10 protein-coding genes and 1 pseudogene are annotated in these 12,537 nt (G+C 61.0%); all 11 read right to left on the bottom strand.

The features are described from left to right. Window positions 1-27: 27 nt before the first annotated feature. A complete protein-coding gene (locus IFT98_RS06910; protein ID WP_122713709.1) occupies window positions 28-1,509 on the bottom strand; it encodes a sigma-54 dependent transcriptional regulator in 1,482 nt (493 codons plus the stop codon). A 151-nt stretch (window positions 1,510-1,660) separates the two neighbouring features. After that, a complete protein-coding gene (locus IFT98_RS06905) occupies window positions 1,661-1,954 on the bottom strand; it encodes a flagellar protein FliT (RefSeq protein WP_122713710.1) in 294 nt (97 codons plus the stop codon). A 10-nt stretch (window positions 1,955-1,964) separates the two neighbouring features. Beyond that, window positions 1,965-2,372 (bottom strand): flagellar export chaperone FliS, encoded by a 408-nt coding sequence (gene fliS, locus IFT98_RS06900; RefSeq protein WP_122713711.1) that lies wholly within the window; start codon window positions 2,370-2,372, stop codon window positions 1,965-1,967. Window positions 2,373-2,576: 204 nt separating this feature from the next. Further along, on the bottom strand, window positions 2,577-4,046 hold the full coding sequence (gene fliD / locus IFT98_RS06895) for a flagellar filament capping protein FliD (RefSeq protein ID WP_192047840.1): 1,470 nt from the start codon (window positions 4,044-4,046) through the stop codon (window positions 2,577-2,579). Between the two features lie 80 nt (window positions 4,047-4,126). Next, complete coding sequence (locus IFT98_RS06890; RefSeq protein WP_192047910.1) at window positions 4,127-4,471, bottom strand: flagellar protein FlaG; 345 nt, start codon at window positions 4,469-4,471, stop codon at window positions 4,127-4,129. A gap of 70 nt (window positions 4,472-4,541) precedes the next feature. Next, window positions 4,542-5,975 (bottom strand): flagellin, encoded by a 1,434-nt coding sequence (locus IFT98_RS06885; protein WP_192047839.1) that lies wholly within the window; start codon window positions 5,973-5,975, stop codon window positions 4,542-4,544. A gap of 501 nt (window positions 5,976-6,476) precedes the next feature. After that, on the bottom strand, window positions 6,477-7,403 hold the full coding sequence (locus tag IFT98_RS06880; protein WP_122475930.1) for a ketoacyl-ACP synthase III: 927 nt from the start codon (window positions 7,401-7,403) through the stop codon (window positions 6,477-6,479). A gap of 270 nt (window positions 7,404-7,673) precedes the next feature. After that, window positions 7,674-9,257, bottom strand: a complete 1,584-nt coding sequence (locus tag IFT98_RS06875; RefSeq protein WP_192047838.1) for a flagellar hook-associated protein 3 — start codon at window positions 9,255-9,257, stop codon at window positions 7,674-7,676. A 13-nt stretch (window positions 9,258-9,270) separates the two neighbouring features. Continuing rightward, window positions 9,271-11,313 carry a flagellar hook-associated protein FlgK gene (flgK, locus tag IFT98_RS06870; protein WP_122794841.1) on the bottom strand — a complete coding sequence of 681 codons (2,043 nt, stop codon included), beginning with the start codon at window positions 11,311-11,313 and terminating at the stop codon, window positions 9,271-9,273. 11 nt (window positions 11,314-11,324) lie between these two features. Then, a complete protein-coding gene (flgJ, locus tag IFT98_RS21185) occupies window positions 11,325-12,005 on the bottom strand; it encodes a flagellar assembly peptidoglycan hydrolase FlgJ (RefSeq protein WP_446730815.1) in 681 nt (226 codons plus the stop codon). Then, window positions 11,997-12,527, bottom strand: a pseudogene (locus IFT98_RS21180) (rod-binding protein); the annotation flags it as partial. The gene flgJ and the pseudogene IFT98_RS21180, both read right to left, overlap by 9 nt. Window positions 12,528-12,537 lie beyond the last annotated feature (10 nt).

The following is a 12,537-nucleotide window of genomic DNA, read 5'->3' as shown; positions in this document are numbered from 1 at the left end:
AGGCAGCGGCCGGTCGAGCCACAGGCGTCAATCGTCTGCCTGTTGCTCTTCGCCTTCGCCTTCGCGTCGGCTCATGCCGTACTTGCGCATCTTCTCCACCAGGGTGGTGCGACGGATGCGCAGACGCTCCGCGGCGCGCGCAACGATACCGTTGGCATCGTCCAGCGCCTGCTGGATCAAGCCCTGCTCCAGGCCACCCAGGTAGTCCTTGAGGTCGAGCCCCTCGGGCGGCAGCATGGCGCTGGAAGCGAAGTCGGGCGTATGGCCGTTGATTGCCACGCGCTCTTCCAGATCGCTGCGCAGGCTGTCGACCAGTTGCTCATCTTCGTCGTCGACGTAGCGGAATTTCTTCGGCAACTCGACCACGCCGATCACGCCATACGGATGCATGATCGCCATGCGCTCGACCAGGTTGGCCAGTTCACGCACGTTGCCCGGCCAGCCATGGCGGCAGAGCGACATGATGGCTGCCGAGTTGAAGCGGATCGAGCCACGCTTTTCATGCTCCATGCGCGAGATCAGCTCGTTCATCAGCAACGGGATGTCTTCCACGCGCTCGCGCAGCGGAGCCATCTCGATGGGGAACACGTTGAGGCGGTAATACAGGTCTTCACGGAACGTGCCGACCTCGATCATGCTTTCCAGGTTCTTGTGCGTGGCCGCAATGATGCGCACATCGATGCTTTGGGTTTTGTTGCTGCCCACGCGCTCGAATGTCCGTTCCTGTAACACCCGCAGCAGCTTGACCTGCATCGGCAACGGCATGTCGCCGATCTCGTCGAGGAACAGGGTGCCGCCGTTGGCCAACTCGAAGCGGCCGGCGCGGCTGGTGATCGCCCCGGTGAAGGCGCCCTTCTCGTGACCGAACAGCTCGCTTTCGAGCAGCTCGGCCGGAATGGCGCCGCAGTTGACCGGCACGAACGGCGCATCGCGACGCTTGGAATGGTAGTGCAGGTTGCGCGCGACCACTTCCTTGCCGGTGCCCGACTCGCCGAGGATAAGCACGCTGGCATCGGTATCGGCCACTTGCTGCATCATCTGGCGCACGTGCTGGATGGCACGGCTGGTGCCCACCAGGCTGCGGAACAGGTTGGGTTCGCGCTGACGGCCGCGCTCGCGGGCCTGGTCGTACATCTCGCGATAGACCTGGGCACGGTGCAGCGAATCGAGCAGCTTGCTGTAGCTGGGTGGCATCTCCAAATGGGAGAGCACACGACGACGCAGGTCGTCAGGCAGCTCGACGGCACCGGGCTCGCCCAGCAGGAGGACGGGCAGGAACTCGTCCCAGTTGGCGAGCGTCTTCAGCAGGCCGGCAAGGTTGCCCGAAGACACCTCCCCCACCAGGACGCAGAGCACCTCGCGGCTGGACGACAGCGCATCGACCGACATCTGCCAGTCACCGCTGCCACAGGCCAGGTTTTCTTCGCCAAGAAAGTTCAGGATGACCGCCAGATCCCGGCGGCGAACGCTATCGTCATCGATCAGCAGAATTTTGGTTTCACGCCACATGCAATAGCAACTTCCCTAGTCAACTCGAAGCCCGAAAGGGCGCTTTCGACGTTTTTGGCCATGGTTTCAGCTAACAGACGCCAGACGAATCGTAACAGCCACTAGTAAAGGCAAAAAAATCGACTTAGTCAAATTTATGGCGCAATGGCTGTCAGCGAAACAGATGGTAAACCTTTGCAGCGTTCTTCGCTTGGGTGAACTGTGACATTTCGTCGACAACTGACTGACGCGCTAATCGAGTGACGTTGAGTAATTGACGGTAGACCTCGAGCAGATCCTCGAGATGACTGCGCAGCTGCAATGGGTCTTCGGGGACTTCCTGCAGCACGCTGTCGACGCAGGCACGGCATTCGATGTCGAGAACGCCGATCGCGTCCCAGTCGCCGGCCTGCATGGCGTCTACCAGGGCGTGGCGAGTCTGCTGAATCCGCTGTAGTGCACTCATGGCAAACTCCTCAGGCCGGCTGTGCCGATTCGTGGCTGGCGATCGCGTCCCAGCCGCTCTTGACGGTGATCATCAACCGGGCGACTTCGTCGATCAGCTGCGGGTCGTTCTTGATGTTGGCTTCGGTGAGGCGGCCGGACATGTAGGCGTACAGGTCGTCGAGGTCCTTGATGGACTGCTCGTTTGCCGTTTTGCTTGCGTCCAGCCCCTGGCGCAGGCCGCCGATGATGGCCACCGCCTTGCCGAGCATCTCGCCCTTCTGCGAAACCTGACCGCGGCTCAGCGCACCTTTGGCCTGGGCCATGCGATCGAGACTGCCCTGCATCAGCATCTGCACCAGCCGATGCGGCGTGGCTTCGGATGTCTGGGCATGGGAATCGACCTTCTGGTATTGGCTCAGCGCTCTCATGGCGTTCATTGCGGCGGACCTCGTAACACATGATTTGATGTTGTATCGCTTGGTTACTATGTCGTCGCGCCGAGGCAAAACTTTAGCGGAGTGAAGGGAATATGCGTACATGCATGCCATCGGGTGGGCAATGCCTTCGATCTGGATGCGATCGAGTAAAAAACTGATATGCAAAGGCCCGACATGAGCCGGGCCTTTGGTTTGCACGATGCATCAGTCGTTGTCGGCGTTGTTCAGCGCATTGAGCGTGGTCATGATGCTCTTACTCGTGGCGTTGAGCTGCGCGACGAGGGTGTCCATGGCGGTGTACTTGGCTGTCAGAGTTGTCGTCAGATTGGTGATTCGACGGTTCAGGGCCTCCTGCTGCTCGGTCAGCTTGGTCAGGGTGTTGGACAGCGAGCCCGAGCGTGATTCAAGAATGCCCCCTTTCACCGCATAGGAGTCGGTCGCGGTGGTCATCCGCGAAAGCAGACCGTCCTTGCCTGTGAACATGTCCTGGATGGCTGCCACGTTGGCGGGATCGGCCATGGCCGTGTTCCATTTGGCGTCATCCATTACCAGCAAACCGGTCTTCTGGTCAGTGTTGATCCCGAATTGCGACAGGGTCAGCTTGCTCGAGCCCGAGGAGGTAACTAACTCGTTGCGCATCGACTGGATGAGGTGGCGCACGGTGGAGTCGCCGGTCAACCCTCCCCCACTGGTCGTGCCGTCGGCCCCGGTGCTGACCTTGGTCAGGGTGTTGAGCTGGGTCATCAGCGCGTTGTAGGCATCGACGAAGCCAGTGGTGGCTTTCTTCAGGGTGTCAGTGTTGGTGCTGACCGAGATGGTCGTCTTGGCGGCCCCTGCTTCCAACAGTTTGATTGACACGCCGCTGATAGCCGCGGCGACCGTGTTGGTCGACGACTCCATCTCGATGCCGTCGATCTTGTACGTCGCATTGGTGGGCTCGTTCACAGTGGTGGAGGCAGTCAGCTTGTCGAGGCCGCTGCCCGCATCGGCGGTCATGGAAATCTCGGTACCCTTGCCGGTGGTCGACGAACTCAGGACCAGGCGCGAGCCACTGGCGTCGGTCAGGATGTTGGCACTGATACCACGACCGACCAACTGGGTGTTGATCAGATCGCGCGTCTGCGCCAACGTCGCACCCGCCGGAATGCTGATATTGCTGTCTTTGAAGGACTGGGTGATCGTCAACGTCTGGGCGGAAGACGTAGCATTGACCACGGCTGCGCTCTTGTCGGCGTAGACGCCGGAAGAAATCTTCGAGGACGTCGCCAGGGTCGTTACTTCAAGCGAGTAGGTACCGTCGGAGGCGGAATCGGTCACGGTCACCGAAGCCGCCTTGTCGTTGGACGAGGCACCGGTCAAGCCGCTGAACGCCGAGGCCTTATTCATTGCCGCGACGGCGGCCCGATAAGTTTCCAGCGAGCTCTTGACGGTGCCAACGGCGGTCAAGGTCGTGGTGGTGGTCAGCGTCTGCGTGTCGATCTGCTTCTGCTTGGGCGCTTTCTCGGCATTCACCAAGGCGGTGACGATGGCATCGGTGTCGATACCCGTGCCTACACCACTGGATTTGATCGCCCCGCTGGTGCTGGTTGTACTGGTGGTGCTCTTGGCAGTGGTGGTGGCCGCGGTAGTCGCAGCAGTGGTCGTGGTGCCGGTAGTGGAGGAAACAGTAGCCATCGGTATCTCCTAGAATCGAGTCAGGCATGTTTTTGACGGATACCGCCCCAAGCACACCCAGCTACATTTTTCGTGCCAGCTCAGATCGTCGCGTCGAGCAGACCGCTGCGACCTTCCGCGAGGCTCTGCGCCAACTTGAGTGCGGCTTCGGTTGGCAACTGACGAATGATTTCACCGCTGTCCGTAGCGATGACCTTGACCACGACGGCATGCGTCGAGTCGTCGATGGAGAATTCCAGGTTGCGCTGTGCGGTATTCACATGCGCCTGGAGGTCCTTCACCGCTTGTTCCAATTCGGCCCGCTCGGGAGTCACCGACTCGACCGCGGGTTCATCCTGCTTGACCTGCCGGGCAGGCAGGGAGGCGGCGCTAGCTGCCGCTGACGTGGTGGCAAGAGGCAATCTTGCGGTAACGCTCATGTCCATGTTGATCACCCCGAAAATCAAAAACGGAAGGGTGCGTGGGCACCCTTCCGTCAGTCAGCCAGGGGCCGTATTACTGAAGCAGCTTCAGTACGGACGATGGCAGCTGGTTGGCCTGGGACAGGATCGCGGTGGATGCCTGCTGCAGGGTCTGCTGCTTGGTCAGCTCGGCGGTTTCCGAAGCGAAGTCCGCGTCCCGGATACGGCTACGAGCGGCCGAGGAGTTCTCGGAGATGCTCTGCAGGTTCGACACAGTGCTGTCAAAACGGTTTTGCACCGCACCCAGATCGGCGCGCTGGGCGTCGATGTTGGAGATGGCCTTGTCCAGTGCAGCGATTGCGTTCTGAGCGTTGAAAGCGGTAGTAATGTCGGTTTCGCTAACCGAGGTCAGCTCGGAGGCCACACTGGTCGTACCAGCGGCTGCGAACAGACCTGGCACACCGGTGCCTGCAACCGAATACCCTTTAGCTGAGTCCAGCGAGACAGCGCCAGTTGCGGTCAACCCATTGGCTACTGCAACAGCCCCCCCAACCTTACCGCTAGCATCTTTGGTTGCAACTTCCACAGCAGCAGCACCGGCGTTAGCACCGCCGAATACAATGTTCTCACCGGTGTCAGATTTGACCGAAAGAGTGCCAGCTTTGCTGTCGTAGTTGACACTGATACCGAGTTTGGCAGCGTTCGAATTCAACTGATCGGCAAGGGATGCTGTATCGGTCACGCCTACCATATTTACGGCGTCGCTATCGCCGACCTTGATCGTGAAGGTTGCAGGTGCAGCTTTGGCCGCTGCTGCGTCCACAGTGAAGGTGGCTTCTGTGCTGGCGGTCGCAGTCAGGCCAGGTACCGCACCACCCAGTTGACTTGCGATAGTCTTGGCCGAAGAGCCAACAGCGATCTTGACGTCTTTGGTAGCACCACCACCCGTAACGGTAATGTCACCAGCTGCTACGCCAGTAGTCGATGGATCGACACCAACGCTCTTGATCTGCTGCGAACCGATAGCGTTGGCGGACACGTCACCCAAGGTCACGTTGATGGTTTCGTTGGCGTTGGAACCGATCTGGAACGCCGTGGAACCGAACGAGCCGTCGACCAGGTTACGACCACCAAAGGTGGTGGTGTTGGCGATACGGGTCAGTTCCGAAGTCAGCTGGGTGTACTCGGACTGCAGCGAAGTGCGGTCGTCGGTGCTGTTCGAACCGTTCGCCGACTGCAGGGCCAGTTCACGCATACGCTGCAGGATGTTGGTGGATTCCTGCATCGCGCCTTCAGCGGTCTGGGCGATGGAGATACCGTCGTTGGCGTTCTTCACTGCGACCGACAGGCCGTTGATCTGGCTGGTCAGACGGTTGGAGATCTGCAGGCCGGCGGCGTCGTCTTTGGCGCTGTTGATTTTCAGGCCCGAGGAAAGACGGGTCATCGAGGTGCTCAGCGCATCGGAAGCCTTGTTCAGGTTTTTCTGAACGGTCAAGGAAGCGGTGTTGGTGTTTACAGATAAGGCCATGACAAATTCCTCGGGGTTGTTAGCTGTGGCTTCCGGCCCTGGCGAGCGCCGGGTGTGGCCTAGAGAACCTTCGTAGTAGTTATCGTCGGTTCAGCGCTTTGCTTGAGGGCGATTGCAATGTTTTTTCGCCTTCAAGCCGCTGTAGCCGGAAAAAGCAAGCGTTGGCTTGATCTCTCTTGATAACTGTTTCGTCCGAGGAAGGGGGAACTTGAGGGGAATGGACAGCGATAGCGCGAATTTCTGGCGTCAACGGATCAACGGTCGCGGTGGCTCTTCTGCGTGGTCCTGTAGGAGCGGTCAGCGGCCGCGAAAAGGGCCACGCGGAATGGCTGATGCAGCGCGGTGTCTGCTTCGCGGCCGAAGACCGCTCCCACAAAGGTTGCCGTATACCGTGGGAGCGGTCAGCGGCCGCGAAAAGGGTTACGCGGAATGGCTTATGCAGCGCAGTGCCCCCTTCGCGGCCGAAGACCGCTCCTACAGGGGGATTCGTCGTCCTATGGATCAGGGGCGGTAGATGAGCGCCGAGCCCCAGGACAGGCCGACACCGAAGCCACTCAGGGCGACGCGCTTCCAGGCGGAGTCGAGAATGTGCTTTTCCAGCAGCAGCGGGATACTGCTGGACACCGTGTTGCCGGTTTCGACCATGTCCTTGATGAACTTCTCCGGCTCTTCCTCGAAACGCCGGGCCACGGCATCGACGATTGCCGCACTGCCCTGGTGGATGCAGTAGGCGTCGACGTCGGCACTGGTCAAACCCGATTCATCGAGCAATTCGTGCAGGTGCGCCGGTACTTTCAGCAGAGCGAAGTTGAACACCTGTCGGCCGTTCATGAAGAACACGCCATCGGTGACTTTCAGGTGCGGGGCGCCGGAACCGTCGGTACCGAACTTGGCCTTGCCCAGCTGCCAGGGCGCGTCCTCACCCATCCAGGTGGCGGTAGCCGCGTCACCGAACAGCATGGTGGTGTTGCGATCCTCGGGGTCGACGATCTTCGAGTACGGGTCGGCAGTGATCAGCAGGCCGTTTTTCAAGCCAGCCGCTTCCATGAAACCCTTGAGCGCATAGATGCCGTACACATAGCCCGAGCAACCCAGGCTGATGTCGAACGCTGCAACGTTGGTCGACAGGCCGAGCTTATCCTGCACGATGGCGGCAGTGTGCGGCAAGCCCTCCTCGTCCCCGTTCTGGGTGACGACGATCAAGGCATCAATGGACTCGCGGGACAGCTGCGGATTGCTGGCGAACAACGCGTTGGCCGCTTCCACGCAGAGGTCGGAGGTTTCCTGGTCGTCAGACTTGCGCGGCAGGAAGGCCGAACCGATCTTGCCGATGATGAAATCTTCATCCTTGGCGAATTTGGCACCTTGGGCGTAGTTGTCCAGGCCTTCGGCAGGCACGTAACTCGCGATGCTTTTTATGCCAATCATTGTGGCTTCCCAATACAAAGGTAGCTGGAGGCCATTACGCGGAGCGTTTGCGCAATGCCATCGAAAAGGGTGTCAGGCGGCGCCAGCCCTGGTGAGACGGCGCCACTGCTGCCAGAAACGAAGCAGCTGCAGGCCGCTGATTCAGCGGCCCGGCAATACATAAGTGTGAAGATGCACGATTCGACCCATTGGTCACACAGGTATTGTGCCATAGGCGGTAGGAAATGGCGCGCGGCGGGGTCGTGGTAGACGGGGCCTGCGCCCCGCCGATCAGAGTTTGTTGAACAGACTCAGCTGGGAGATCTTCGCGAAGGCCAGCTGCGAGGCCTGCAGCATGGTCTGTTGCAGACTCAAGGTCACCGATGCCGTGGCGAAGTCGGTGTCGGAAATCGCCGACTGCGTGCTTTTGTTGGCCAACGCCAGGCTGACGTTTTCGTCATTCTGGATAGCCAGCGAGTTGAGCCGCGCACCGATCTGCCCACGGGAGATGTCGATGTTCTCGTTGGCGCTGGCCAGGTTGCCCAACGCCGAGTCGGTGGCGTTCTTCAATGCCAGCGCAGACTTGGCGTCGGTCACCGGTATCTCCAGCGCGGACTTGAGCTGGTGCAGCGTATCCAGCACGTTCTGGGTCTTGTGGCTGTTCGCATTGACACTGAAGCTGTCGCCGGCGCCAGCCTGGCCCGAAATATTGAAGGTCACCCCCGCCGCTGTGATCGAGCTGCCAGTGGCACCGGCAACCACTGCACCCTTGCCGATGGCTTGGCTGGAATCGGTCAGCGGTTGGGCGTAGACCTCGTACTCGCTGTCGCTGGTGAACTTGATCACTGCCCCCCCAGCCGGGAACGCTGCGGAATAGCGCTCGGTATCGATCACCTTCGCGCTGGTCAGCTGCGCGGTAGAGGTATTGGCTGCGCTGCGGGTGGAACTGATGCTGTCCGGCTTGCTGCCCAGGCTGAACGTGCGCCCTGCCATGTCGGCATCGGCAACGGTGCCCAGCGCGCTCTGCTTGGCCGCCACGTCGATGTCGAACTCCACACCGTACAGGCTGATAGTGGTACCACCGTCGGCCTTCGGGTCAAAGGTGCCGTTGCCAGTGACCTGCGAGGTCACATCCTGGTTCTTGCTGTTGGTGAGGGTGAACTGCGTGCTGCTGGTGAACGTCAGCTTGTACGGCTGGCCGTCGGTAAACGCCTTGTTGTAGGTAGTCAGCGATTCGAGACGGCCATCGGACACGGTCACCAGGCCGTCGTCGACCACCGGTGCGGTCATGGTGGTTTGCGTACGGCTGGTGTTCACCGCTGTTTCCAGAATGCCGTAACCGGTGTCGTTGGTCGCCAGTTGCAGGGTATCGGACACCTGCAGGCTGAGCTGGGTCTGGTCGCCCTGGTAGGTATAGCTGCCGTCGCTGTTCTGCACATAAGGTGGCGTGCTGGTCTTGGAACCGGAGAACATGTACTGGCCGTTGGCGTCCTTGGTGTTGAGCAGGCCAAGAACGTTCTTTTCGATCTCGCCGATCTCGCTGGCGATCGAGGTGCGGTCGGCATCGCTCAGGCCGCCGTTACCGGCCTGGATGGTCAATTCCTGCGCGCGCTGCAAGGCCGTGGTGATGCTGTCGAGCACACTTTCTTCCTGGGTCAGCGAATTGGTGACGCTGGTCATGTTGCCGCTGTACTGGGTCAGCAAGGTGCTCTGCTGCTGCAGTTGCAACAGCTTGGCGGCGCCGACCGGATCGTCTCCGGCACTCTGGATGCGATTGCCCGAGCTGATCTGCGCCTGGGTCTTGGCGGTGTCCGAGAAATTCTTGGAATAGCCGGTCGCGCTTGTCTCGAAGTACTGAGAAGTGGAAATTCGCATGGTCGACTATTCCTTAGAGGGCGTTGATCAGGACGCTGAATGTTTCCTGCGCAGCCTTGATGATCTGCGAGGACGCCGTGTAGTACTGCTGGAACTTCACCAGGGAGGCGGCTTCGTCGTCCAGGTTGACGCCCGATACCGAGTCGCGGTTGGTCTTGGCCTGGGTCAGCACGGCACCGGTGGCCTTGGTGTCGACGGTGGCCTGGCTGGCCTTGGCGCCAACCCGCTCCACCAGCGACGCGTAAGCACTGGTGAAGCTCATGCCGGGGTTGCCCGCCGTCGCGCCAACCGTGGCCTTGGTCTGCAACGCCAGCAGTTGCGTAGCGTTGCGGTTGTCGGACTTGCCATCGGCGTTGAACGACACGGTGTAGCTGTCGTTGACCGCAGGGGTGCCGCCCACGGTGGTGTCGAAACTGAAGGTCAACTGCTTGCCATCGGCGCCGTTGACGGGCTTGCCGTCGGCACCCACCACCGGCACGGTCAGGCTCAGGTTGTTGCTCTGGCCAGGCACGATGGTACCGCTGCCAATACTGGTACCTGAAGCGTTGAACAGGCTGTAGCTCTGCGCGCCGTCGGTGGTCTTGCCGAACACCAGTTTGACCGGCGACGAGGTTTCAATGCCGCTCTGCAACTGGCTCAGGGCCGTGCCACTGTAGATGTCCAGCTTGCTGCCCAGCACCGGCTGGGTAAAGGTGCCTGTGCCCGAGTTGCCGACGGTCGCCGTGCCGGTGAGCGGCGCGGCGAAGGCCAGCTTGTTCGAGTCGGTCAGCGTGGTGGTGATAGCGCTCGCGCCGCTGCGCGTCGGCGTCACGACGAAGCTGTCGCCGCTGGCAACCTTGCCGTTCAGGCCCAGGGTGACACCGTCGATCACCGGTGCCGGGGTGGCGCCCAGGTCGAAGCTGCCCATCGACGTGCCGTCCGAACGGGTCACGCTGTAGGCGGTGGTGCTGCTGAACTTGACGTTGTAGTCGTAGATGCTCAGCTTGCTGGAGTCGGCAACGGTAACGCTCAGGTTGCCCGAACCTGCGCTGTTGGTGGACGCCGCCAGACTGCGGTTGGCGGTTGCGGTGGCGCTGTTGATGCTGGCGAACACCGACGAACCGAAGTCACCGTTGAGGTCGATACCCCTGCCCAACTGGCTGTTCAGGGTGTCGCTCACGACAATGGCGGTGCGCCCCAGCTCGTTGATTGCCGGGTTCAGGGCATCGCTGCGAAAGCGCAGCAGGCCGCCGATCTCGCCGCCGGTAGTGACCGAGGTCACGTCGGTGCTGTAGCCCTGGTACTGGATGGTCAGGCCATACTGGCTCTTGTCGGCCACACCGGGTGTGGCCACCAGCGAATTGGCCGAGCTGCCGGTCACCAGCGACTGCCCCGAGCCCAGGTAGACGTCGTAGTTGCCGTCGCGCTGCTGCACGCTGACACCGACCAGCTCGTTGAGCTGGCGAACGTTTTCATTGCGCGCATCGAGCAGGCTGTTGGGCGTGGAACCGGTGCCCGACATCTCGGTGATCTGCCGGTTGAGTTCGGCGATGTTGCCACTCAGCTTGTTGACCTGACCGGTCAAGGTCGTCAACGACGCATTGATGCTGTCGTTCTGCTGGCTGAACTGCGACGAAATCGAATTGAAGCGATTGCTCAGGGTTTGCGCCTGGGTCAGCAGCAGTTGCCGCGACGAGGTATCGCTCGGGTTCGCCGCTGCAGTCTGCACGGCGGAAAAGAAGCTGCTGAGCACGGCGCTGATACCGGTGCTGCCGTCAGACAGCAGTTTGTCGATGCTGTTGATCTGGGTGCTGTACGCGCTCGCGTCGTTGCTCAACGCAGTGCTGGTCTGCAGTTGGGTATCCATATAGCTGCTGTAGATACGGCGCACGTCGGAGATCGTGGTGCCGGTGCCCAGATAGCCCACGCCGATGTTCTGCAAGCCACTGGCAGTGTTCACCACCGACTGCCGGGAATAGCCCGCAGTCGCGACGTTGGCGATGTTGTTACCGGTGGTCGCCAGGGATGCCTGGCTGGACGCCAGACCGGACAGCCCTATGGAGATCAGATTCGACATGGGTTCAAACCTTATAGATTCGTGGTAGCGCTGGTGCTGCTGCGAGCGTAGGTCTCATAGCCTTGCATCTGCTTGGCGATCGAAGAGATCTTGCTGGCGTAGTTCGGGTCGGTGGCGTAGCCGGCCTTCTGCAGTTCCTTGACGAATTGTTCGGGGTTGTCCGCGGACTTGACCACGCCCTGGTAGCGATCGTTGTTCTGCAGCAGGCTGACCAGGTCGTGGAAGCTGTCTTCGTACGAGGTGTATGAGCGGAAATCGGCGGTTTCCTTGACCATCTGGCCGTCACGGAATTCGCTGGTGATCGCGCGGGCGTTCTCGCCCTTCCAGTTGCCGGTGGCCTTGATGCCGAACAGGTTGTGGCTGCTGCTGCCGTCGTCGGCGCGCATGATCGATTTGCCCCAGCCGGTTTCCAGCGCCGCCTGGGCGACCAGCACCTTGGGGTCGACACCGATGCGCGCAGCGGCTTTTTCGGCCATGGGCAGCATGGTCGCGATGAACTCGTCGGACGAGGCGAACGCGCGCTTGGCCGGGGCCAGGGGCGGCTGGGCGACGCTCTTCGCCAGGCTGCTGCCCTCGACCGCAGCGCCGCTGCGCACGGTCTTGGCCAGGCTGTTGAGCGGAGCATCGGCCGCCACGTTGATGAGGTTCTTGCTGCCACTGGCAGCCCCTGCTTCGGTGGCCGCCGACGGCACGATGCCGGCCACCAGACGGTCGGCAAGCTTGCTCGGCAACGACAGCCGACGCTGGTTGAGCAAGGCCATGTCGTTGTGGCCCACGCTGCCGGCGGCCTTGGCATCGGCCGATGCGTCGCGAGTGGCACCCAGCGGCTTGTTCAGGCTGTTGTCGGCATGGGCGAACGGATTCGCGCCGGCACGGGCCACGCCCTTGGTCTTGGACAACTGGCGCATGAGCACATCCTGCAGGCCAATGCCGCCACCCTCTTTGGACAGGGTCACGGACAGCTGCTGGTCGTACATCGACTGGTACTGCTTGGTGGTTTCGGTGTTCAGCGGGTTGTCCTTGGCCAACACGTCATTTGCCGAACGCATGGACTTGAGCATTTCACCGAGGAACAGCGACTCGAACTCCTGGGCCACCTTGCGCAGGTTGGCCTCGCTGTCGCGATCCCCGACTTTCAACGAGCTCAGGCGATTGAGGTCTGTGTAAGCCCCTGAATCCCGTGTTCCCGATACTCCGCCATTCGGCATTTCCATCAGCTGTTAC

Source organism: Pseudomonas sp. CFBP 8770 (assembly GCF_014841705.1).
In the GTDB taxonomy this organism is placed as follows: domain Bacteria; phylum Pseudomonadota; class Gammaproteobacteria; order Pseudomonadales; family Pseudomonadaceae; genus Aquipseudomonas.
The sequence above is the reverse complement of the archived record's forward strand: the minus strand, read 5'-3'. Positions and strand labels throughout refer to the sequence as shown.

Bases quoted from the DNA above. Each gene is read 5' to 3' on its own strand.
- IFT98_RS06910 (WP_122713709.1), bottom strand. From the start codon at position 1,509: ATGTGGCGTGAAACCAAAATTCTGCTGATCGATGACGATAGCGTTCGC.
- IFT98_RS06905 (WP_122713710.1), bottom strand. From the start codon at position 1,954: ATGAGTGCACTACAGCGGATTCAGCAGACTCGCCACGCCCTGGTAGAC.
- fliS (WP_122713711.1), bottom strand. From the start codon at position 2,372: ATGAACGCCATGAGAGCGCTGAGCCAATACCAGAAGGTCGATTCCCAT.
- fliD (WP_192047840.1), bottom strand. From the start codon at position 4,046: ATGGCTACTGTTTCCTCCACTACCGGCACCACGACCACTGCTGCGACT.
- IFT98_RS06890 (WP_192047910.1), bottom strand. From the start codon at position 4,471: ATGGACATGAGCGTTACCGCAAGATTGCCTCTTGCCACCACGTCAGCG.
- IFT98_RS06885 (WP_192047839.1), bottom strand. From the start codon at position 5,975: ATGGCCTTATCTGTAAACACCAACACCGCTTCCTTGACCGTTCAGAAA.
- IFT98_RS06880 (WP_122475930.1), bottom strand. From the start codon at position 7,403: ATGATTGGCATAAAAAGCATCGCGAGTTACGTGCCTGCCGAAGGCCTG.
- IFT98_RS06875 (WP_192047838.1), bottom strand. From the start codon at position 9,257: ATGCGAATTTCCACTTCTCAGTACTTCGAGACAAGCGCGACCGGCTAT.
- flgK (WP_122794841.1), bottom strand. From the start codon at position 11,313: ATGTCGAATCTGATCTCCATAGGGCTGTCCGGTCTGGCGTCCAGCCAG.